The sequence below is a fragment of the Pseudomonas sp. B14(2022) genome (assembly GCF_012030485.1).
Lineage (GTDB): Bacteria > Pseudomonadota > Gammaproteobacteria > Pseudomonadales > Pseudomonadaceae > Aquipseudomonas.
In genome coordinates, this window is the sequence record NZ_JAAUVM010000005.1 from 299,487 (window position 1) to 322,691 (window position 23,205).

17 protein-coding genes are annotated in these 23,205 nt (G+C 61.9%); 9 read left to right on the forward strand and 8 right to left on the reverse strand.

Features of this window, described 5'->3' with window-relative positions:
* The first annotated feature begins 5 nt into the window (after positions 1 to 5).
* A complete protein-coding gene (locus HCF10_RS10975; RefSeq protein WP_167655505.1) occupies positions 6 to 2,102 on the forward strand; it encodes a putative bifunctional diguanylate cyclase/phosphodiesterase in 2,097 nt (698 codons plus the stop codon).
* A 53-nt stretch (positions 2,103 to 2,155) separates the two neighbouring features.
* Positions 2,156 to 2,902: an SDR family oxidoreductase gene (locus HCF10_RS10980; protein ID WP_131696554.1), complete on the forward strand. Its 747-nt coding sequence runs from the start codon at positions 2,156 to 2,158 to the stop codon at positions 2,900 to 2,902.
* 122 nt (positions 2,903 to 3,024) lie between these two features.
* Here the strand turns inward: HCF10_RS10980 and mapR are convergent, their stop codons facing one another.
* The 3 genes from mapR to HCF10_RS10995 form a co-directional block, all read right to left on the reverse strand.
* Positions 3,025 to 4,434, reverse strand: a complete 1,410-nt coding sequence (gene mapR / locus HCF10_RS10985) for a GntR family transcriptional regulator MpaR (protein WP_027606390.1) — start codon at positions 4,432 to 4,434, stop codon at positions 3,025 to 3,027.
* Positions 4,435 to 4,534: 100 nt separating this feature from the next.
* Positions 4,535 to 5,944, reverse strand: coding sequence for a cytochrome c oxidase accessory protein CcoG (gene ccoG, locus HCF10_RS10990; RefSeq protein ID WP_131696553.1), 1,410 nt, complete (start codon positions 5,942 to 5,944; stop codon positions 4,535 to 4,537).
* 184 nt (positions 5,945 to 6,128) lie between these two features.
* Positions 6,129 to 6,368 carry a DUF3203 family protein gene (locus tag HCF10_RS10995; RefSeq protein ID WP_145337325.1) on the reverse strand — a complete coding sequence of 80 codons (240 nt, stop codon included), beginning with the start codon at positions 6,366 to 6,368 and terminating at the stop codon, positions 6,129 to 6,131.
* Positions 6,369 to 6,488: 120 nt separating this feature from the next.
* Here HCF10_RS10995 and HCF10_RS11000 point away from each other — a divergent pair, with 120 nt between their 5' ends.
* Positions 6,489 to 6,980, forward strand: coding sequence for an MgtC/SapB family protein (locus tag HCF10_RS11000; RefSeq protein WP_131696551.1), 492 nt, complete (start codon positions 6,489 to 6,491; stop codon positions 6,978 to 6,980).
* On the opposite strand, the gene HCF10_RS11005 is transcribed toward HCF10_RS11000, so the two are convergent.
* On the reverse strand, positions 6,958 to 7,134 hold the full coding sequence (locus tag HCF10_RS11005; RefSeq protein WP_167655506.1) for a hypothetical protein: 177 nt from the start codon (positions 7,132 to 7,134) through the stop codon (positions 6,958 to 6,960). The genes HCF10_RS11000 and HCF10_RS11005 overlap by 23 nt on opposite strands.
* 205 nt (positions 7,135 to 7,339) lie before the next feature.
* On the opposite strand from HCF10_RS11005, the gene HCF10_RS11010 reads away from it, so the two are divergent.
* The 4 genes from HCF10_RS11010 (at position 7,340) to HCF10_RS11025 (ending at position 16,223) form a co-directional block, all read left to right on the forward strand.
* On the forward strand, positions 7,340 to 9,328 hold the full coding sequence (locus HCF10_RS11010; protein ID WP_167655507.1) for an alpha-1,4-glucan--maltose-1-phosphate maltosyltransferase: 1,989 nt from the start codon (positions 7,340 to 7,342) through the stop codon (positions 9,326 to 9,328).
* Positions 9,329 to 9,423: 95 nt separating this feature from the next.
* On the forward strand, positions 9,424 to 12,771 hold the full coding sequence (gene treS / locus HCF10_RS11015) for a maltose alpha-D-glucosyltransferase (protein WP_167655508.1): 3,348 nt from the start codon (positions 9,424 to 9,426) through the stop codon (positions 12,769 to 12,771).
* Positions 12,768 to 15,005, forward strand: a complete 2,238-nt coding sequence (gene glgB, locus HCF10_RS11020) for a 1,4-alpha-glucan branching protein GlgB (RefSeq protein WP_131696548.1) — start codon at positions 12,768 to 12,770, stop codon at positions 15,003 to 15,005. The genes treS and glgB overlap by 4 nt, the downstream gene beginning before the upstream one ends.
* A 51-nt stretch (positions 15,006 to 15,056) precedes the next feature.
* A complete protein-coding gene (locus HCF10_RS11025; RefSeq protein WP_145337328.1) occupies positions 15,057 to 16,223 on the forward strand; it encodes a GGDEF domain-containing protein in 1,167 nt (388 codons plus the stop codon).
* An 8-nt stretch (positions 16,224 to 16,231) separates the two neighbouring features.
* Here HCF10_RS11025 and HCF10_RS11030 read toward each other — a convergent pair whose 3' ends face one another.
* The 3 genes from HCF10_RS11030 to HCF10_RS11040 all read right to left on the reverse strand — a co-directional run bounded on the left by HCF10_RS11030 (position 16,232) and on the right by HCF10_RS11040 (position 20,731).
* Positions 16,232 to 18,418: a GAF domain-containing hybrid sensor histidine kinase/response regulator gene (locus tag HCF10_RS11030; RefSeq protein ID WP_145337329.1), complete on the reverse strand. Its 2,187-nt coding sequence runs from the start codon at positions 18,416 to 18,418 to the stop codon at positions 16,232 to 16,234.
* 171 nt (positions 18,419 to 18,589) lie between these two features.
* On the reverse strand, positions 18,590 to 19,441 hold the full coding sequence (locus tag HCF10_RS11035) for a CAP domain-containing protein (protein ID WP_131696545.1): 852 nt from the start codon (positions 19,439 to 19,441) through the stop codon (positions 18,590 to 18,592).
* 81 nt (positions 19,442 to 19,522) lie between these two features.
* Entirely contained in the window at positions 19,523 to 20,731 is a 1,209-nt protein-coding gene (locus tag HCF10_RS11040) for an MFS transporter (RefSeq protein WP_167655509.1), read from the reverse strand.
* Positions 20,732 to 20,844: 113 nt separating this feature from the next.
* Here HCF10_RS11040 and HCF10_RS11045 point away from each other — a divergent pair, with 113 nt between their 5' ends.
* Both HCF10_RS11045 and HCF10_RS11050 read left to right on the forward strand, forming a co-directional pair.
* Positions 20,845 to 21,729, forward strand: coding sequence for a LysR family transcriptional regulator (locus HCF10_RS11045; RefSeq protein ID WP_167655510.1), 885 nt, complete (start codon positions 20,845 to 20,847; stop codon positions 21,727 to 21,729).
* A gap of 56 nt (positions 21,730 to 21,785) precedes the next feature.
* Positions 21,786 to 22,451 carry a GNAT family N-acetyltransferase gene (locus HCF10_RS11050; RefSeq protein WP_167655511.1) on the forward strand — a complete coding sequence of 222 codons (666 nt, stop codon included), beginning with the start codon at positions 21,786 to 21,788 and terminating at the stop codon, positions 22,449 to 22,451.
* Positions 22,452 to 22,594: 143 nt separating this feature from the next.
* Here HCF10_RS11050 and HCF10_RS11055 read toward each other — a convergent pair whose 3' ends face one another.
* Complete coding sequence (locus HCF10_RS11055; RefSeq protein ID WP_167655512.1) at positions 22,595 to 23,188, reverse strand: TetR/AcrR family transcriptional regulator; 594 nt, start codon at positions 23,186 to 23,188, stop codon at positions 22,595 to 22,597.
* Positions 23,189 to 23,205: the final 17 nt, after the last annotated feature.

Sequence of the window (23,205 nt, forward strand, 5' to 3'; positions counted from 1 at the left end):
GTCCCATGCTCATCGGTAGTTATTCACCCTCGCTGGTCGTGATCTCCCTGTTTGTCGCGATCTTGGCTTCCTACACCGCGCTGGACCTCAGCGGCCGCATCGCGACGGCCAAAGGGCACGCTGTTTATTTATGGATAGCCGGCGGTGCTCTGGCGATGGGCGTGGGGGTGTGGTCCATGCACTTCATTGGCATGCTGGCGTTGCGCTTGCCGTTCGCGCTGGGCTTTGACGTGGGTATCACCGGCCTGTCGTTGTTGATCGCGGTGCTGTCCAGCGGCTTTGCGTTATGGCTGGTCAGCCAAGCCCGTTTGCCCGCCTGGCAACTGGCGTTCGGCGCGCTGGTCATGGGCAGCGGTATTGCCAGCATGCACTACACCGGCATGGCCGCGATGCGCATGACCCCGGGTATCGATTACGACCCCACGTTGTTCGGCGCTTCGTTACTGATCGCGGTGGCGGCTTCCGGTGCCGCATTGTGGATCGCATTTAACCTGCGCCGTAATACCCCGTTTGTGCGCCTGGCCCGAGGCGGGGCGTCGATGGTGATGGGGTTCGCCATTGTCGGCATGCATTACACCGGTATGGCGGCGGCACGTTTTGCCGATGAAAGCTTCTGCGGTGCGGCATTGGACGGCTTGAGCGGCAAGGGCCTGGATAACCTGGTATTGGTCACGACACTGGCGGTGCTGGCGATTGCATTGCTCACCTCGTTGCTCGATGCCCGTCTGGAAGCACGCACCGCCGTGCTCGCCGACTCCTTGTCCCTGGCCAACCAGGAACTGACTCACTTGGCCCTGCACGACATGCTCACAGGCCTGCCCAACCGCACGTTGTTGGCGGATCGCATTCAACAGGCCATTGAAGCGGTAAAAGAGCAGGGCGGTTGCTTCGCCTTGATGTTTATCGACCTGGACGGCTTCAAGCCGGTCAACGATGCTTTTGGTCATCACATGGGTGACCAGTTGTTGCGCGAAGTCGGCCTGCGCCTGCGCGAAGACCTGCGCAGCCATGACACCCTGGCGCGTATCGGTGGTGACGAGTTTGTCTTGCTGGTGCAGTTGACGCAGTCCGACGATGCCCTTGGCCTCGCCGAACGCCAGGTGATGCTGATCAACCGCGCGTTCCAGGTGGCCGAGCATGAGTTGAAAATTTCCGCCAGCCTCGGCATCGCGATGTTCCCGGGCAACGGTAACAACCCCCAGGAGCTGTTGATGAACGCCGACGCCGCCATGTACCACGCTAAGGGCATGGGCAAGAACGGCTACAGCTTCTTTGATGTGTCGATGAACACCAATGCGCGCAAGCAATTGCAGTTGCTGCAAGACCTGCGCAATGCCCTTGAGCAAGAGCAATTTCGTCTGTACTACCAGCCCAAGTTTGATGCGCTCAGTGGCATCCCGGTGGGGGCTGAAGCGCTGGTGCGCTGGGAGCATCCACAACAAGGCCTGTTGTTGCCGGCCACTTTTATCGAGTTGGCGGAAAAAACCGGCTTGATCATCCCCATCGGCGAATGGGTGCTCAATGAGGCCTGTCGCCAAATGAGCGTATGGTACGCCCAGGGTTATGAGCACTGGCGTATCGCGGTGAACTTGTCGGCGTTGCAGTTCTGCCACGCCGGGTTGGTCAACAGCGTCGCCGGCGCACTTGCCCGGCACCGGTTGCCGGCTAACAGCCTGACCCTGGAAATTACCGAGACCACCGCCATGAGCGATGCTGATGCAAGCATGACGGTGTTGCAGCAGCTGTCGGACATGGGCGTGGACCTGTCCATCGACGACTTCGGTACCGGCTATTCGAGCCTGATGTACCTCAAGCGCCTGCCCGCCAACGAGCTGAAGATCGACCGTGGGTTTGTGCGTGACCTGGAGCACGACAGCGACGACGCGGCCATCGTCTCGGCCATCGTTGCCCTCGGCCAGGCCCTGGGGCTGCGGATTGTCGCTGAAGGGGTGGAGACGAATGTGCAGCAGAGCTTCCTCACGCGACTGGGCTGCAACTCCCTGCAAGGTTACCTGCTCGGCCACCCGCTGCCGGCGGACAGCTTCATGGCCGATATCCAGCGCGCCGAAGACGCAGCGATGCCTGACAAAAGCCTTGCGTGACGGTTAGTATTGGATCCACCCCGTACACCCGCTTCGATCAGGAGACCGCACGCATGGACAAAGTTGTCATCATCACTGGGGGCAGTCGCGGCATTGGCGCCGAAACGGCCTTGCTGGCGGCGCGCGAGGGCTATCGCATCTGCATCAACTACCACTCCGACGAAAAAGCCGCCCATAGCGTCCTGGAACGGGTGCGCGGCCTGGGTGCCCAGGCCATTGCGGTGCGCGCGGATGTCAGCATCGAAGATGAAGTGATTGCATTGTTCCACCGTGTCGACGCCGAGCTGGGCCGCGTCACGGCATTGGTGAACAACGCCGGCACTGTGGGGCACAAGTCGCGGGTGGACGAGATGTCCGAGTTCCGCATCCTGAATATCCTCAAGACCAATGTGCTCGGCCCGATCCTGTGTGCCAAGCACGCGGTGCTGCGCATGTCGCCCAAGCATGGCGGGCAGGGCGGCAGTATCGTCAACGTGTCTTCGGTGGCCGCGCGCCTGGGTTCGCCGGGTGAATACGTCGACTACGCCGCATCCAAGGGTGCGCTCGACACCTTCACCCTGGGCCTGTCCAAAGAAGTGGCCGGCGAGGGCATTCGCGTCAACGCGGTGCGCCCCGGCTACATCTTCACCGACTTCCACGCCCTGAGCGGCGACCCGGACCGGGTCAGCAAGCTGGAGTCCGGGATTCCCATGGCGCGTGGCGGTCGGCCGGATGAAGTGGCGGAAGCGATTATCTGGTTGCTGTCGGACAAGGCGTCGTATGCCACGGGGACTTTTTTGGATTTGGGTGGCGGTCGCTAGTGACGCAGTGCCTGCACCGGCGCCATCGGGGGCAAGCCCTCTCCCACACTTGAGAGTATTCACAGCTCAAAATGTGGGAGGGGGCTTGCCCCCGATAGCGTCAGAAAGCGCAACGCCACAACTTAAAACGATCGCACAATCCGCCCCAACGTCTCCATCGCCTTCTCCGAGGCCTCGGTCCATGGGCTGCCGTAGTTCAGGCGAATACAGTTTCTGAAGCGTTGCGTCGCCGAGAAAATCGGCCCGGGTGCAATGCTGATGCCTTGCGCCAGCGCCATCTGGAACAACTTCAACGAATCGGTCTGCTCCGGCAATTCCAGCCACAGGAAATACCCGCCGGCCGGTTGGCTCACCCGCGTCTGGGCCGGGAAGTAGCGGGCGATGGCGGCCAGCATCGCGCTTTGCTGTTCTTCCAGGGCATAACGCAGCTTGCGTAGATGCCGGTCATAACCGCCGTGCTGCAGGTAGTCGGCAATCGCCGCTTGTGCCGGCATCGAGGGGCACAGCGAGGTCATCAACTTCAAGCGCTCGACTTTCTGCGCATAGCGCCCAGCGGCCACCCAGCCGACGCGATAGCCCGGCGCGAGGCTCTTGGCGAAGGAACCGCAGTGCATCACCAGGCCTTCAGTGTCGAAGGCTTTGGCCGGTTTGGGGGCCTGCTGCCCGTAGTACAACTCGGCGTACACATCGTCCTCGATCAGCGGCACCTGGTGGCTACGCAGCAGTTCCACCAGCGCCTGTTTTTTCGCTTCCGGCAGTGTCGCGCCCATGGGGTTCTGGAAACTGGTCATGGTCCAGCAGGCCTTGATCGGGTAGCGCTCCAGGGTTTGCGCCAGGGCACCCAGGTCAATGCCGTCGCGCGGGTGTACGGGGATTTCCACCGCCTTGAGCTTCAGGCGTTCCAGCACTTGCAGGCAGGCGTAGAACGCCGGGGCCTCGATAGCCACCAGGTCGCCCGGTTCGGTGACCGCTTGCAGGCACAGGTTCAACGCTTCCAGGGCGCCGTTGGTAATCAGCAGTTCTTCCATGGGCAGCATCAGGCCGCCGACCATATAACGCAGGGCAATCTGCCTACGCAGTTGCGGGTTGCCCGGCGACATGTCGGTGACCACCAGGCGCGGGTCCATTTCGCGGCTGGCACTGGCCAGGGAACGGGCCAGGCGTGGCAACGGGAACAACATGGGGCTGGGGAAGGCCGAGCCGAAGGGCACGGTATTGGGGTCTTTGATTGAGTCGAGTACTGAGAACACCAACTCGCTGACATCGACTTCGGTGGACTCATGCACCTGCTCGCTCACCACCGGCTCGGAGAACGGGCTGGGGGCATGGGTGTTGACGAAATAGCCGGAGCGCGGCCGTGCACGGATCAACCCGCGCCGCTCCAACAGGTAGTAGGCCTGGAACACCGTGGACGGGCTGACGCCATAGGTCTGGCTGGCATAGCGCACCGAGGGCACACGCTGGCCGGGGCCGAGCACGCCGGAGCGGATCAGTTCTGCGATGTCGTCGGCGAATTTTTCGTAGCGTTTCATTTTGGCCTTAAACAGATGTTTTGTATGAGTGGAGATCCCACTGTGGGAGGGGGCTTGCCTCTCCCACATGTGACCTTCATCATTTTTCGATACCGAGGTCTCAGCGGTTGAGCGGCGCCACGAATCGGCTATCGGCAAGGCTGTAAATGCTCGGTGCATCCACGTCTGTCACCTTGAACCGCAACGTCTGCGAACTGCTCGCCGGCTTGTCGGCCAGCAACGCCACCGAGACCGGAACGTCACTGATTTCACCAGGCGCCAGGCTGATCTCGGTCTTGCCCTGCAACTGGAAGTCTTCGGCATCCACCAGTTCCAGGCGGTATTCCTGGCGCTGCTGGGTCTTGTTAATGACCTTGAGGCTGTAGATGTTTTCGATCTGACCCTGGGCGTTCTCGCGGAACATGCCACGGTCCTTGGTCACGTCCAGCGAGACCATCGGCCGCTCCACCAGTGCCACCACCAGCGCGGCAATCATCACCAGCAACACGGCACTGTAGCCGATCAGGCGTGGCCTGAGCAGGTGGGTCTTGCCGCCTTGCAATTGATGCTCGCTGGTGTAGCTCACCAGACCACGGGCATAGCCCATCTTGTCCATAATCGAATCACAGGCGTCGATGCACGCCGCACAGCCGATACATTCCATTTGCAGGCCGTCGCGAATGTCGATGCCGGTGGGGCAGACCTGCACGCACAGCTGGCAATCAATGCAGTCGCCGAGGCCGACATCGGCCGGCGTGACCTCGCGTTTACGCGGGCCGCGATGCTCGCCACGGGCGCTGTCGTAGGAAATAGTCAGCGTGTCTTTATCGAACATCACGCTCTGGAATCGCGCATACGGACACATGTGCATGCACACCGCTTCGCGCAGCCAACCGGCGTTGATGTAGGTAGCACCGGTGAAAAACAGCACCCAGAACAGACTCACGCCACCCATTTGCCAGGTCAGCAGTTCGGCGGTCAGTGGGCGGATCGGCGTGAAGTAGCCGACAAAGGTCAGCCCGGTGAGGACGCTGATGCTCAGCCACAACGTGTGTTTGGCCGAGCGCCGCGCGAGCTTGTTCAGGTTCCAGGGCGCCGCTTGCAGCTTGATGCGCTGGTTGCGCTCGCCCTCGGTGACCTTTTCGCACCACATGAACAGCCAGGTAAACGAGCTTTGCGGGCAGGTGTAGCCACACCACACGCGACCGGCGAACACCGTGATCGCAAACAGGCCGAAGGCGCAGATGATCAGCAAAGCCGATAACAGGATGAAGTCCTGGGGCCAGAAGGTGGCGCCAAAAATATGAAATTTGCTTTCGGCCAAGTCCCACAGCACGGCTTGCCTTCCACCCCAGTTCAGCCACACGGTGCCGAAGAACGCCAGGAACAGAAAGCCCGCGCCGCCCACGCGCAAGGTGCGGAACAGGCCGGTGAAACTGCGGGTATGGATCAGGTTGTCGCTGGATTTGGCCTTCACCTTCTTTGGGTGCATCGGCTCAAAGGTTTCCACGGTTGGGATTCGTTCGCTCATGGTCGTTCGCTCATCAGCCTCCATCAGGCCGATGAACTATGGGCGCCGGTCTGTTTGCATAACAGACTCAGGTGTGTCGATAAAAAGCGGATCAGATGGGTTTTGTGCAAGCGCCTGCGTCAATGTGCTGCACCCCGTGGCTGAAGGGATGCAGCCCTGTCGAAGCAGTACTGATACAGATCAATTAAATCAGCGAACCAGGTTCTTCAGTCTTTACATGTTGGCGGCCATCGTGGGCACCTGCCACCGTCAGGGCGTCGGCCTCGGCTTCGGTGATATAGATCCGCTCAGCTGCCAGTTCCACGTAAGACATGGATTTGTCGGTGTCGGTAACGATATTGACCCTTGTCGCCGGCACACTCTGTTCCTGGCCGTTGTCATCAAGCATGAAGTAGCACAGTTGGTTTTCGATACGTAGGGGCATGCCGATCTCCTTTTTCTTGGGCTATGAAGGTTAGGGGTCGGCAATGTGCGTGGGTTCAAGGCAACTGACTGGCGGTCGCGGCTGTCCATTCTTTATCAATAAAGACAAAGGACAGTGTTCATGGACGCTTGGTGGCATGAAGTGTGGCAAACCCTGCAGGCCGAGTTCGCCGACCTGGGCGACGCAAAACAGCTCACTCAAATTACCGTTCGCCTGCTGATCGCGGCGCTGTTGGGGGGCATCCTCGGGTTTGAGCGCGAGCACAAGGGCAAGGCTGCCGGTGTGCGCACCCATATGCTGGTCGCAATGGGCGCCGCATTATTTGTGCTGGTGCCGCAGATGTCCGGCAATCAGGCAGATGCCATGAGCCGCGTGGTGCAGGGCGTGATTGCCGGGATTGGTTTCCTGGGCGCCGGCACCATCATCAAGGGCAAGGATGATGACGAGGGGCATGTGAAGGGCCTGACTACGGCCGCCGGTTTGTGGATGACCGCTGCGATTGGGGTCTCGGCCGGATTGGGTCGGGAATCGACAGCGGTGCTGAGTACCTTACTGGCGTTGGCGGTGTTCAGTGTGATGCCAAAAATCGTCAAGCAGTTTGAAAAGGACTGACGATCACCGGCGGCATGGTTGTCGGCGGTTCCTCCACCGGCGGCGGCTCATTTTCCGGCGGTTCTTTCTCGGGAATCGGTTGCGGCTCGGTAGGCGGCAGGGTCGGGTTGTCGATATTCGGGTCTGGGGTTTCCGCCGGGATCGGGATATTCATCGGTGTGGCCTCCTTTGTGCTTTGCTCTAGCGGTGGACATTCGCAGGGGCCAATTGATTCCCCCGCCCGATGGAGTCACATCCAGCTGAACTTTTAACCTCGGCCCAAGCTCGGACCTATAGCGGCCCTGCTCAGGGAGAGCGCTGCCGTATCAGAATTTGGATCAAGCAAAGAGCGTCCACAGGGCGTAAGGGGAAGATGCTCGATGACTGCTGAAACACTGGCTACAGAAGACTCCATATTGCCGCTGTCCCAGGCGCTGTTGCTGCCCAGGATCGCGATCGAAAGCACCTCACCCGTGATCGACGGCGGCGAATTTGCCGTCAAGGCGGTAGTGGGCCAGCGGGTCAACGTCACCAGCAAGGTATTCGCCGACGGCCACGACAAGCTGGCCGTATTGATCCGCTGGCGCCCCCTGCATGAAGAAAGCTGGCACAGCGTGGTCATGAACGACGTGGGCAACAATGGCTGGGAAGGTGGGTTTACCGTCACCGTCCAAGGCCCTCACGAATACTGCATCGAGGCCTGGATCGATACCTTCGCCAGCTTCTGCTACGAACTGCGTAAAAAGCATGAAGCCAGCGTGCCGGTCAGCCTGGAATTGCAGGAAGGCCGCAGCCTGGTGCTGCAGGCCGCCGAACGCAGCGACAACGAACTGCGCGACCGCCTGATGCTGTTGCATCACGAACTCTCAGGCCTGCTGGAAACCGAGCAGGTCGCGCTGTTTTTGCACGAAGACAGTGCACACTTGATGACCCAGGCCGACCACCGCGCCTACTTGAGCATCAGTACCGTCTACCCGATTGATGTGGAGCGCGAGGCGGCGCAGTTTGCCAGTTGGTACGAGCTGTTTCCCCGCTCGATCACCGACGATCCTGCACGTCACGGTACGTTTAATGACGTGCACGCGCGGTTGCCGATGATTCATGACATGGGTTTCGACGTGCTGTACTTCCCGCCGATCCACCCGATCGGCCGCAGCCACCGCAAGGGCAAGAACAATTCCCTGACCGCAGGCCCCGATGATCCGGGCAGCCCGTATGCCATCGGCAGCGAGGAGGGCGGCCACGAAGCCATTCATCCGCAGTTGGGCAGCCGCGAGGACTTCCGTCGCCTGGTCAAGGCCGCCGCCGAGCATGGCCTGGAGATCGCCCTGGATTTTGCCATCCAGTGCTCCCAGGACCACCCGTGGCTCAAAGAGCACCCGGGCTGGTTCAACTGGCGCCCGGACGGCACGATCAAATACGCCGAGAACCCACCGAAGAAGTATCAGGACATCGTCAACGTCGACTTCTATGCGGCGGATGCGATCCCGGGCCTGTGGACTGAACTGCGCGACATCGTGGTCGGCTGGGTGGAAGAGGGCGTGAAGACCTTTCGCGTCGACAACCCCCACACTAAGCCACTGCCCTTTTGGCAGTGGCTGATCGCCGATGTACGGGCAAAGCATCCCGAGGTGATCTTCCTCGCCGAAGCATTCACCACCCCGGCGATGATGGCGCGCCTGGGCAAGGTCGGTTACTCCCAGAGCTATACCTATTTCACCTGGCGCAACAGCAAGGCCGAGTTGGGTGAGTACCTGACGCAATTGAACGAGTCGCCGTGGCGCGAATGCTACCGGCCGAATTTTTTCGTCAACACACCGGATATCAACCCAGGCTTCCTGCACCAATCCGGCCGCCCGGGTTTCTTGATCCGCGCGGCGCTGGCCACCATGGGCTCAGGCCTGTGGGGCATGTATTCGGGCTTTGAACTGTGCGAAGCGGCACCTGTGCCCGGCAAGGAAGAATACCTGGACTCGGAGAAATACGAGATCCGCCCTCGGGACTTCACCGCGCCCGGCAACATCATCGCCGAAATCGCCCAGCTCAACCGCATCCGCCGCCAGAACCCGGCGTTGCAGACACACCTGGGCCTGAAACTCTATAACGCCTGGAACGACAACATCCTCTACTTCGGCAAGCGCAGCGAGGATGGCAGCAACTTCATCCTGGTGGCGGTCAATCTCGACCCGTTCAATGCCCAGGAAGCCAACTTCGAGTTGCCATTGTGGGAACTGGGCCTGCCGGACGATGCGCAAACCCAGGGCGAAGACCTGATGAACGGCCACCGCTGGACCTGGTATGGCAAGACCCAGTGGACGCGGCTGGAGCCGCAGATGCCGTTCGGGATCTGGCGCATCAGCACCTCCTGAGCCTGGTGAAGATCAACATGTGGGAGGGGGCTTGCCCCCTCCCACATTGACCCGGTTCAGTCTGCAAGCTTTTTCGAGTATTTCAGGAGCCTCCAATGGCGAAGAAACCCAAGGCTGCCACCTTTATCAAAGACCCGCTCTGGTACAAGGACGCGGTGATCTACCAGGTTCATGTCAAATCCTATTTCGACTCCAATAACGACGGTATCGGTGACTTTCCCGGCCTCATCGCCAAACTCGACTACATCGCCGACCTGGGTGTGAACACCATCTGGCTGTTGCCGTTCTACCCTTCACCACGCCGCGATGACGGCTACGACATCGCCGAATACCGTGGCGTGCACAGCGACTACGGGACCATGGCCGATGCCCGGCGCTTTATCGCCGAAGCCCACAAGCGCGGGCTGCGGGTCATCACTGAGTTGGTGATCAACCACACCTCCGACCAGCACCCCTGGTTTCAGCGCGCGCGCAAGGCCAAGCCGGGCTCGGCGGCGCGGGACTTCTACGTGTGGTCCGATGACGACCAGAAATACGACGGTACCCGCATCATTTTCCTCGACACCGAAAAGTCCAACTGGACCTGGGACCCGGTCGCCGGCCAGTACTTCTGGCACCGCTTCTATTCCCACCAGCCGGACCTCAACTTCGACAACCCGCAGGTAATGAAAGCCGTGCTGTCGGTGATGCGCTATTGGCTGGACATGGGCATCGACGGCCTGCGCCTGGACGCCATCCCGTACCTGATCGAGCGCGATGGCACCAACAACGAAAACCTGCCGGAGACCCACGACGTCCTCAAACAGATCCGCGCCGAGATCGACGCCCATTACCCCGACCGCATGCTGCTCGCCGAGGCCAACCAATGGCCGGAAGACACGCAGCTGTATTTCGGTGACCGCAAGGGCGATGACGGTGACGAATGCCACATGGCGTTCCACTTCCCGCTGATGCCGCGCATGTACATGGCGCTGGCCCAGGAGGATCGCTTCCCCATCACCGATATCCTGCGCCAGACCCCGGAAATCCCCGCCAATTGCCAATGGGCGATCTTCCTGCGCAACCACGATGAATTGACCCTGGAAATGGTCACCGACAAAGAGCGTGACTACCTGTGGAACTACTACGCCGCTGACCGCCGTGCACGCATCAACCTGGGTATTCGCCGGCGCCTGGCGCCCTTGATGGAGCGTGACCGCCGCCGGGTCGAGTTGCTCAACAGCCTGCTGCTGTCGATGCCCGGCACGCCGACCCTGTATTACGGCGACGAAATCGGCATGGGCGACAACATCTACCTCGGCGACCGCGATGGGGTGCGCACGCCGATGCAGTGGTCCATCGACCGCAACGGCGGTTTCTCCCGCGCCGACCCGGCCAGCCTGGTGCTGCCACCGATCATGGACCCGCAATATGGCTACCTGTCGGTCAACGTCGAAACCCAGGCCCAGGACCCGCACTCGCTGCTGAACTGGACCCGCCGCATGCTGGCGGTGCGCAAACAGTCCAAGGCGTTTGGGCGTGGCAGCCTGAAGATGCTCTCGCCGAGCAACCGTCGCATCTTGGCGTATACCCGTGAATTCACCGGTGAAGACGGGCGTACCGAGATCATCCTGTGCGTGGCCAACGTCTCGCGCAGTGCCCAGGCCGCCGAGCTGGACCTGTCGGCCTTTGCCGGCATGGTCCCGGTCGAAATGCTCGGCGGCAATGCGTTCCCGCCCATTGGCCAGCTGAATTTCCTGCTGACCCTGGCGCCGTATGGCTTCTATTGGTTCGTGCTGGCGGCGGAAAACCAAATGCCCAGCTGGCACGTGGAACCGGCGCAAAGCATGCCGGACTTCACCACCCTGGTCCTGAAGAAACGCATGGAAGAGCTGCTCGATGAGCCATGTCGCAGCACCCTGGAGCAGACTTCGCTCCCGGCCTGGCTGCCCAAGCGGCGTTGGTTTGCCGGCAAGGACACGGCCATCGACAGTGTGCGCATCGCTTACGGCGTGCGCTTTGGCGACCCGCAGCACCCGGTATTGCTCAGCGAACTTGAGGTCACCGCCGGTGGCCAGGTGAGCCGTTATCAGTTGCCGTTCGGTTTCCTTGGCGAGGACCAGTTCACCAGTGCCTTGCCGCAGCAATTGGCCATGGCCCGCGTGCGACGCGTGCGTCAGGTGGGGTTGGTGACCGATGCCTTCAGCCTCGAGCACTTTATTCGCGCGGTGATCCAGGGCTTGCAGGCCGGTACCGTATTGAACAGCCAGGACGGCGACCTGCGTTTTGAAGCGACGGCGCACCTGGCCAAGCTGCAACTGACGGATGAGTCGCCCGTGCGCTACTTGTCTGCCGAGCAGTCCAACAGCTCGGTGGTGGTGGGCGAGAGTCTGGTGCTCAAGCTGATCCGCAAAGTCAGCGCCGGGGTGCACCCGGAGCTGGAAATGAGCGCCTACCTGACGGAGGCGGGTTACCCGAATATCTCGCCGCTGATGGGCTCGGTGATTCGCCATGATGCCGCAGGCCAGGACAACCTGCTGATGATTGCCCAGGGCTACCTGAGCAACCAGGGCGACGCCTGGGCGTGGACCCAGAACAACCTGGAGCGTGCCATTCGCGATGAACTGGCCGAGGCCATCTCCGAACAGGAACAGCATTACAACGCCCTGGGCGAGCTGGCGGACTTCGCCGGGTTGCTCGGCCAGCGCCTGGGTGAAATGCACGGGGTGCTGGGGGCCAAAACCACCAACAAAGACTTCAAACCCGAGCTCACCACGGCCAAGGACACCCAGGCCTGGGCCAAGGACGTTGGGGCACAGATCGACCGTGCCCTGCAATTGCTCAAGCTTCATCAAAGCCAATTGAACCCTGCCGATCAGGCATTGGTCAGTGAATTGCTGGGCCAGAAAAAAGCCATCGGCGCGCATGTCCAGGCCCTGGCGAAAGCCACGTTGGGCGGGTTGCGCATTCGGGTCCATGGTGACTTGCACCTGGGCCAGGTGCTGGTGGTCAAAGGTGATGCCTACCTGATCGACTTTGAAGGCGAACCGGCGCGGCCGCTGCATGAACGACGCGGCAAGCACAGCCCGTATAAAGATGTGAGTGGTGTGCTGCGCTCCTTTGATTACGCGGCGGCCATGGCCTTGAACGTACAAGGGGTGGACCACTCGCCCGAAGCGGATCAGGCGCGCAGACGCGTGACGGATCGCTACCTGAAAGAGGCCCGCCAGGCATTTATCCAGGCTTATCAGGCCGCTGCGTCTACACTGGCGCATGACTGGCAGGATGCCAAGGGCCAGGACGCCGCGCTGACGTTGTTCAGCCTGGAGAAGGCCGCGTATGAAGTGGCTTACGAAGCGGAAAACCGCCCGACCTGGCTGCCGGTGCCTCTACAGGGCTTGCACGGGTTGTTGAGCGGGCTTACATCTAAATCGAACACTGCACGCGGTGGGGAGACGTCATGAGCTTTACGAATAAAGAACCGCTGCAACCGAAGTTGACAGCCATGCCGGCGTCCAAGGACGTCGAAGCGCTGGTGCGCGCCGAGCACCACGACCCGTTTTCCATTCTCGGGCCACACGATGACGAGCAGGGCGGGCAATTTATCCGCGCGTTCCTGCCGGAAGCCTTGAGCGTCCAGGTGCTGAGCCGCGATGGCGGCGAACAGCTCGGCAGCCTGGATGCGACCCAGGTGCCGGGTCTGTTCGTCGGGCAGTTCAACACTCGCCAGGCGTACGTGCTGAAAATCCAGTGGGCTGGCGGTGAGCAGATCACCGAAGACCCTTACAGCTTCCAGCAACTGTTACTGGGGGAGATGGACCTTTACCTGTTTGCCGAAGGCAATCACCGTGACCTCAGCAGCTGCCTGGGTGCCCAGGTGACCAGCGTCGATGGCGTCGACGGCGTGCGCTTTGCCGTGTGGGCGCCGAATGCGCGCCGGGTCTCGGTGGTGGGTGACTTCAATATCTGGGACGGCCGCCGCCATCCGATGCGCCTGCGGCATCCGTCGGGCGTGTGGGAAATCTTCATTCCACGCCTGCAACCTGGCGCCGCCTACAAGTATGAAATTCTCGGCGCCAACGGCATTCTGCCGCTCAAGGCCGACCCGATGGCACTCGCGACCCAGCTGCCGCCCGACACCGCCTCGAAAGTCGCCGCACCGTTGCAGGTGGACTGGCAGGACCACGAGTGGATGCAATCGCGGGTCGAGCGGCAGAAGGCCACGGCGCCCCTGTCGATCTACGAGTTGCATGTGGGCTCCTGGCAGTGCGAGCTGGACGAGGCGGGCGAAGTGGCGCGCCAATACAACTGGCGTGAACTGGCCGAACGGTTGGTGCCCTATGTGCAGCAACTGGGCTTCACCCACGTTGAACTGATGCCGATCATGGAACACCCGTTCGGCGGTTCGTGGGGTTACCAGGCGCTGTCACAGTTCGCCCCGACCGCGCGCTTTGGCTCGCCGGAAGATTTCGCCTACTTCATCAACGCACTTCACCAGGCCGATATCGGCGTGATCCTCGACTGGGTGCCGGCGCATTTTCCTACCGATACCCACGGCCTGGCGCAATTCGACGGCACCGCGCTGTACGAATATGCCAACCCGCTGGAAGGCTTCCATCAGGATTGGGACACGCTGATCTACAACCTGGGCCGTACTGAAGTCCACGGTTTCATGCTGGCCTCGGCGCTGCATTGGCTCAAACACTTCCACATTGACGGTCTGCGCGTAGATGCCGTGGCGTCGATGCTGTACCGCGACTATTCGCGCAAGGCCGGCGAGTGGGTGCCGAACCGCCATGGCGGGCGCGAGAACCTGGAAGCCATCGACTTCCTGCGCCACTTGAACGACGTGGTGGCGCTGGAAGCCCCCGGCGCGCTGGTGATCGCCGAAGAGTCCACCGCCTGGCCCGGCGTCAGCCAACCCACCCAACAGGGCGGCCTGGGCTTCAACTACAAATGGAACATGGGCTGGATGCACGATTCGCTGCATTACATCCAGCAGGATCCGGTGTACCGCGCCCACCACCATAACGAGCTGAGCTTCGGCCTGGTGTATGCGTGGTCCGAGCGGTTCATCCTGCCGATTTCCCACGATGAAGTGGTGCACGGCAAGCACTCGCTGATCGACAAGATGCCCGGCGACCGCTGGCAGAAGTTCGCCAACCTGCGCGCCTACCTGGCGTTCATGTGGATGCATCCGGGTAAGAAACTGCTGTTCATGGGCTGCGAATTCGGTCAGTGGCGCGAGTGGAACCACGACCAGCAACTGGACTGGTACTTGCTGCAGTACGCCGAGCACAAAGGCGTGCAAAAACTGGTGGGTGACTTGAACCGCCTGTATCGCGAAGAACCGGCCCTGCACGAGCAGGACGATGCGCCCCAGGGTTTCCAGTGGCTGATCGGCGACGACGCGATCAACAGCGTCTACGCCTGGCTGCGCTGGAGCAAGGACGGCAAGCCGGTGCTGGTGGTGGCCAATTTCACCCCGGTGCCCCGTGAGGCCTACAAGGTGGGGGTACCGTTCGGCGGGCGTTGGAGCGAGGTGATCAACAGTGACGCCGATACCTACGCGGGTTCCAATTATGGCAATGGCGGTGGCGTGTTCACCGAGGATGAGCCACGCCATGGGCAACCGGTGTCGCTGTCGTTGAATCTGCCGCCGTTGGGGGTGCTGATTTTGCGGCCTGAAGCAAGTTAAAGGCTCTACCCTGCTGGATTCAGTTGTCCACGCTGGTGGCAGGGTGCCACAATGGCGCCTTTGTCATGGCAGTCGAATCAGGCGAATTTCATGAATGGCCTTGGGCATGGGCAGGACCAGGATTGTTTTATAGAGGCACAGGTGCGAACCGACCGTTTGCACCAGTTGTTTCGCCAGTCATTTGCAGCCATTTTCGGCAGCTACATGGCAGCCGCCATGCTCTGCTGGCTGTGCTGGGAGCGCTTCGATCACACTTTTATGCTGGTGTGGCTGGTGCTGCTGGGCGCCTCGTCGCTGCTGCGGGTCAAGATGTTCCTGGACTGGTTCCGCTGCCCCCACAGCGAACGCACGCCGGACCGCTGGGAGCGCCGTTACTGGATCACGCTGGTGCTGTCCGCGAGCATTTGGGGGGCTGGGGCGTTCGCGCTGATGCCCACCGATGATCGGCTGTCCCAGGCGCTCGTGATGCTGTTCACCGTGGGGATGTCGGTCAGTGCCGTGTCGTGTTATTCGGCCTATCGCTACATGACCCTGGTGTCCATGGGCCTGGTGTTGCTGCCGTGCACGCTGTGGCTGCTGTTCCAGCCGTCATCGATGCAAGTGGGCATTGCCATCGCGGTCCTGGTGTTTTCCACGTATGTGGCCAGCGCCACGCGCAAGTTGTCCGGTGCTCTGGAAAAGGCCTTTCGCCTGACTCGGCAAATGGAACTCGCCCACAATATCTCGACCCGTGTCGCACAGACCGATGAGCTGACCGGCCTGATGAACCGCCGGGCGTTTTTCGAACATGCCCAATTGCTGTACACGCAATGCCGTCACAACCAGCAGCCGCTGTGCGTGCTGATGATGGACATGGACCACTTCAAGCAAATCAATGACACCTACGGCCATCAGGCCGGCGATCAGGTATTGCGCCAGATTGGCGGGGTGATCAGTGCGTCGTTCCGTAAGGCCGATGTGTATGGGCGCTTGGGCGGCGAAGAGTTTGCCGTGTTGTTGCCCAATACGTCGTTGGAAACCGCTCGGAATATTGCCGAGGATCTGATCAAGGCTATAGCCGGTTTGGCCGCCGAGCCGGTCAAAGGACTTTCAGCCAGCCTTGGAGTGGCGTTCACCCATGCCGTGGATGAGGACCTGCACACCCTGATGAATACCGCGGACAAGGCGCTTTACCGGGCCAAGGCGCTGGGCCGCAACCAGGTGGCCGTGGCGGAGTAGGGCGAGGCTCAATCCTTGTGCATGGCCTTGATCAATACCCGCGAAACCTGCTCGGCAGAGTAAGGCTTGGGCAGGAACTCGAAACCGTCGTAGCCGCTGTCTGCCAGCTCTTCGCTGTAGCCCGAGGTCAGTACCACGGGCAGGTCCGCCCGGCGCTGGCGCAGCAGCTTGGCCATGGCAACGCCGGTGATACCGGGCATGACCACGTCGGAGAAGATCACATCGAAGGCCCTCCCATCGTGCCCCGCAAGGGTCAGCGCCTGTTCGGCATCGGTTACCCAGGTGGCCTGGTAGCCCAGGTCTTGAAGAATCTGGCTGGCAAACCGCCCGACCTCCAGGTTGTCCTCCACAATCAGCACCCTGCATTGTGATGCGTCGTGGGACGAAGCCAGCGTTTCCTCGCAGGGGGGGGGCAGCGCTGCTTCGGCTTCGACCTGGGGCAGATACAAGGTGAATACGCTGCCTTGGCCAGGCTTGCTGGTCACATCGATATTACCCCCCGACTGCTTGGCGAAGCCGAAGACTTGCGACAGGCCCAGGCCGGTGCCTTTACCCACTGCCTTGGTCGTGAAGAACGGCTCGAAAATGCGTTCGACGGTCTCTTCGGGAATGCCGGGGCCGGTATCGGCGAGCGAAATAGCGACATACGCCTTACCCGACCCGGCGTCGCCGCGAATGCGGGGCAACGGCTGTTCCCCGATGACCCTCAGGATCAGAGTGCCCTGGCCATCCATTGCGTCCCGTGCATTGAGGGCGATGTTGATCAGCGCGGTTTCAAACTGGCTGGCATCGATGCGCGCAAAACACGGCTGCGAAGGCATCTCGACGCGCACATGAATGCGCGCGCCTGTCACGCTCTCCAGCATCTCGCCGATGTTCTGTACCCGCTGGCCCACGTCGAAGACTTCCGGGTTCAGCGGTTGGCGACGGGCAAAGGCGAGCAATTGGCTGGTCAACTTGCTGGCACGCTCTACGGTATCCGCCACCGCGCCCATATAGCGCTGGCGACGTTGTTCCGACAGGTCTGGCTGACGCAAGAAGTCCACCGATGAGCGAATGATCGTCAGCAGGTTGTTGAAGTCATGGGCCACGCCGCCGGTCAGTTGGCCGATGGCTTCGAGTTTCTGCGACTGGCGCAGCGCGGCTTCGGCCTTGGCCAGCGCCAGGGTGCGTTCTTCAACGCGCTGTTCCAGGGTGGTGTTCAGTTCGGCATAGGCCGCCAGCCCCTTGCGCACATCGGCATCGGCACGCACGCGTTCGATATGCGCCCAGGAGCGCTCGGTGACTTCCCGCAACAGGGCCAGGTCGTAGGGTGACCAGGTGCGTGGATTTTTGTCATGTACGGCCATCAGGGCGGTCAGGCGACCGTTCTTGATCAGTGGCATGCAGATCGTCGCCGTCACCCCCAGGGCCTGGAAGGTGGCGGATTCTTCTGGCGGCAGCTCACGCACATTGTCATGAATTACCAGGGGCTCGCCGGCCCGCAGGCATTTGACGGCCATCGCTCCGAACGCCGCCAGGCTGTAGCGGCCGATGATGCTGGGAGAACCGGGTGCGGTCCAATTGTCGCGGATGGTAAAGCCGTCTTCATCGGCGTCCATGTCGGCGTAGGCGCAATTGCTCACCTGCAGGTGCTCGGCCAGCAACCGGGTGGTGCCGGTCATGACGGCTTCGGCATCGGCGGCGTTGACCACCGCGTTGCCGATGGTGTCCAGCACCGCCAGGCGGCGTGCCAGGAACACCGTCGCGGTAGTCTCGGTGACGGTGTCGAGCATACCGACCACCTTGCCTTGGGGGTCGCGAATCGGGCTGTAGCAGAAGGTGAAGTACGCCTGTTCCCGTGCCTGGCCGCGTTCAATCACCAGGGGGAAGTTTTCGATATAGGTGGCGTGCCCTTGGAAAGCCGCGTCGGCGATGGGGCTGACCTGGGGCCACACTTCGCTCCATATGTCGCTGAAGGGGCGTCCGAGGGCATAGGGCTTATTGCCCAGGATCGGAATGAACGCGTCGTTGTAGATCGTGATCAACTGCGGCCCCCAGACAATGGCTTGGGGAAAGCTTGAGGCGAAACACAGCGCGACCGTGGTCTTCAAAACGTCCGGCCACTGCTCCAACGGACCGAGAGGTGTATCGGCCCAGTGATGCTGGCGCACCCGTTCAGCCATGTCGCTGCTGCTTTGCAGCCAATTCATCATTGAGGGAACACCTTGTTTTCCAGAGTCTCAGCGCGTATTCCAGTGTGTGGCGCAGAGCTACAGACCCGGTTGAACGCTGCCAGTTCAGCGTAATTATCGGCTAGATGGCAATTTGATGCTTCATTCGTTTGAAGCGGTAGAATTCAGTGCCATTGGCCGGTGGCCCAATCCCTATTGCGTGCCGAATAAACCGGTCCAGTAAATGCCCGCATCACTCTTCGGGTCCATGGCATAAGCCGCGCCCAATTCGCGAAACTGCGGGTTCATCAGGTTCGCACAATGGCCTGGGCTCGCGAGCCAGCCGTCGACCACCTTGCGCGGGGTGTCCAGGCCGGCGGCGATATTTTCGCCGATGTTCTTCGCGATATACCCGGCCAGTTCGGCGCGGTCGCCGGGCGTGCGGCCGTCGTGGTCCAGATGGTCGAAGAAATTGCCGTTGGCCATGTTGCGCGTGTGGCTGTTGGCGGCTCCGGCCAGCTCCTCGTTCCACGACAATGGCGTGGTTGCGGTAAACGCCTGGGTACCACACTGGCGCGGTTGTGTACGGGCGGCATTGATCAGGTCGAGCAGTTTGCGGCCCTCGGTTTGCCAATCGCCCAGGCCGCTGGACAGCAACGGGCGAGCAAGCACGATGCGCCAGTCCTGGCCGTTGTTGCTTACACCGATGTCGACGAACTGCGGGTCCAGCACCACGCGGCAGAAACTCTCGCGCACGGCTTTCATGGCCGCCTGGGCGTCCTTGGGGCCGGACAGACTGATGGCCTGCACGTTGACCATCGGGTAGGCCGCGCGGGCCAGCGCCTGCTGCAGGTCGCCGACGTTATTGGCCGGCAGCACCAGCCGTGTATCGCTGGCCAACGGTGGCAGTTCCTGGGAACCCTGGTCGCCGCAGCGCTGCACCTGGCTGCGGTACTCGTTGATCTGTTGCACCAACTGACTTTCTTCATTCGCCATCGCGCTGGCGCAGAACACCGTACTGGCGGCCAGCGTCGTGAGGCCCATCATCAATGACAGAACGCGCATGGACGTTACCCTTGAGCTTGAAAGTGCCCATGATGCGCGATGTAACCCCGTCTGGCGCAACGCCTTTTTTGTTTTTTTGCCTCAACGGGTATTCTGCGGGGCATTCCAGGCGCGGATGCGGCCCGTTGCCATCGCGATAGCCAGCAGGATCAGGCCCACGGCGACGGCGAACGTTGCATGCAGGCCGCCCGCCACGGATTGCGCGGTGGCGTGGGTGACATCCGGGGTTGCCCAGGCAAACACCGCCCCCAGGGCCGAGGTACCGAAGATCAGCCCGATATTGCGTGACAGGTTGAGCAAGCCTGCGACCGTGCCTCGGCGCGCACTGTCTACGTCGCACATCACCGCCGTGTTGTTGGCGGCCTGGAACAGGCTATAGCCCGTCGTCAGAATCACCAGCCCCGCCAGGTAGGCGATCAACCCCGAGGCCACCGACAACAGCAAGGCACCGCAAAACAGGATGCCCAACCCGGCGAACGTCATCGGTCGCCAGCCCTGGCGGTCGGTGAGGCGACCCGCCGGTACACCGCTGAGCGCCGCCACACAAGGCCCGACGGCCATGGCCAGGCCCATCCATTGCGGATCAAGCCCCAGCCCCTGGGACAGGTAGAACGGGCCGACCACAAAGGTCGCCATGATCACCGCCGCCACCAAGGCACTCATCGCCAGCCCCGTGCGCAATGGCGCTTCCTTCAAGGGCAACCAGAAGCTGGAAGGTAATCCCACTGGGCGACGATCAACCGGCAAATAGCGCCACGCGAGGCAGGCCGTGAGTACCCCCAAGGGCATGCCCACCAGAAACAGCGCGCGCCAGCCCCACACACTGAGCAATAACCCGCCAGCGGCGGGACCCATGGCGGTACCGACGGCTGACATCGTGCCCAGCAGGCCCATCACCCGGCCGGTGCGCTCCTTGGGCACCGTATCGCCGACCATCCCCAGCGCCATCGCCATCATGCTCGCCGCACCCAAGCCCTGCAGGAGGCGTGCAGCAATCAGCCAGCCCAGCGAGGGCGCGCCCGCACACAACCCACTGCCCAGCGCAAACAACAGCAGCCCGCCGAGCAGCAGCCGGCGACGGCCCAGGCGATCCCCCAGTCGGCCCGCCATGACAATCACCGCCGTGATCGCCATCAGGTAAGCGAGCACCACCCACTGCACTGCGTGAAACGACGCATCGAACGCCTGGACCAGGCTGGGCAGGCCGACATTGGCAATGCTGGTGCCGAGGGAGGCGAGCAACATGGACAGCGACAGGCTGGCAAGGCCGCCGCGTGAAGAGGTGTGCATGGGAGATTCCTTGAGTGGACGCAACTGTCATAAATCTACGACGTCGCCTAACATGGCGAAAGACGCAGGGTTTGCAGTTAATACGTGCGTCAAACGCCTGATGAGGAGCGCCGATGCCCGATCTCAATTTGCTGATCACCCTGGATGTCTTGCTGGCCGAAGGCAGTGTCGCCCGAGCGGCCAAACGCTTGCAGTTAAGCCCCTCGGCCATGAGCCGTGCGCTGGCGCGCCTGCGCGAAACCACCGGCGACCCGCTGTTGGTGCGCGCGGGGCGCGGGCTGGTGCCGACGCCGCGGGCGCTGGCGTTGCGTGAGCAGGTCAGCCGCCTGGTGCAGGACGCCCACGCGGTGCTGCGCCCGGCACAATCCCTGGACCTGGCCCAGGTGGAGCGCACCTTCACCTTGCGCACCAGCGAAGAGTTCGTCGAAAACTTCGGTCCCGCGTTGCTGGCGCGCATCGCACGGGAGGCTCCCGGTGTACGCCTGCGTTTCGTCAGCAAGACCGACAAGGACAGCACGTTGCTGCGCGAAGGCAGCGTCGACCTGGAAACCGGCGTGGTTGATCCCACCGCCAGCCCCGAAGTGCTGACCCAGGCGCTGTTCCGTGACCGCCTGGTGGGTGTGGTGCGCAGCGGCCATCCGCTCAGCCAGGGCGAGGTCAGTGCCCAGCGATTCGCCGAAGGTCGGCACGTCTACGTGTCCCGCCGTGGACAGGCGCGCGGCCAGGTCGACGATGCCTTGCAAGCGTTGGGCCTCACCCGGCAGATCAGCACTATCGTCGCCGGATTCGCCACGGCCATCGCCTTGGCCCGCGACACCGACCTGATTGCCAGCGTGCCCGAACGCTACACCACCCATCAGCGCGAAGGCCTGCACAGTTTTGCGTTGCCGTTGACGTTGGCACCGTTCACCGTGGCGATGCTCTGGCATCCGCGGCTGGATGCCGACCTGGCCCACCGCTGGTTGCGCGGGTGTGTGCGTGAGGTGTGCGGGCAATGAACGGCCTGCAACAGGTACAATCGCCGCTGCCTTGACGCGAAACCCCAGGAATCTGCATGTTCAGCCTTACCCGCTACACCACACCGTGCCCCGAGCCCATCAATGCCCAGATCCTGCAGATGGTGGTGGATAACCTCACCGACATCAGCAGCGTCGCGCTGCCGCCGAGCAACTTGCTCTACAACATCTACCAATACGCCGTCGGTTTTGAGGTGCACCTGTACCTGGAGGCGGTGGGCGGGTCGGAGGGGATTGCCGTTGAGCTGATCGTGGCGATGGTTGAGGAACAGGTGATTGGCTTTTGCCTGTATCTGCCGGTGAAAGATGATCCCGAAGCCTGTGGCATCGCTTTTATGGCGGTGCAGGCCGGCTTCAGGCGCCAGGGCGTGGCGCGCGGGATGATGGCGGACGTGCTGGCGCGCTATCCCCATGCCGAGTTGGCGTGTGCCGTGGAGAAGGTACCGGCCTTCGAGGCCATGGGCTTTCAAGTGCGGGGTGCGCGGGGCACGCAAGTGCTGATGAATACGCGGGACTACGGTACCGACGGCTTGATGGGGGTGTTGGACGTGGCGGCGATCTACAGCTCGCTGGAGGTACGCCAGATCCACACCTACCTACTGCAAAAGCACGGCAAGCGGGCGATGGTGGATGCCGAGAAACAGCGGGACCGGCACCTCGATCAACTGTCGCGCAAGGTGCAGCTGTTCGTGGCAGGGCGTTAGCCTGGGCCTGGTAGGTGGGTTTTTTGTGGTGAGCGGGCTTGCCCCGCGTTGGGCTGCGTAGCGGCCCCAAAAAAACGGGAGCGCTGCGCACTCCAACGCGGGGCAAGCCCGCTCGCCACAGAAGCTTCTTCAGTCTTCAGTCTTCAGCGCCGTGCGCGGTTGACCATTGCCAGGATGGTTGCCAATAGTTCCTCTTGCGCCTCTTCACGGCTGATCTCGCCACTGGCCGCAGCGTAGGACAACGCTTCCGCTGCACCCAGCATCGCCCTTAATCCTGCCTGTGATACCTGGCCAAAGGGCGCCAATGCGTCGCGGCATTTGTCGAGGAAGATCGCCTCGTACTTGCGCTTGAGCGTTTCCAGTTCCGGCGAGCTGCTCAGTGCCGCTATCACGCCCGGAATTTCCCGGCCCTGCAATAACACGCAATCGACATAGCACGAGGCGATCACGCCTGCGCGCTCTTCCAGCGTCGCGCTGCTGGCGTCGAGGGCCTCGGCAAACACCTGGTTCTGACGTCCGTCGAAGTCTTCATACAGCGCGGCGAGCAACCCGGCACGGGTGACGAAATGGTCATAGACCACCGGCTTGGTGACACCGGCCAGTTCCGCCAGGCGGCCGAGGGTCAGGGCTTCGGTGCCCTCATCATGTACCAGTTGCCAGGCCGCATCGAGTAATTGACGCAGTCGGTCTTCACGGGACAAGCGCCGACGCGGGGCAGGGGACTCACTGCTTGACATGCTTATATACCAAAAGT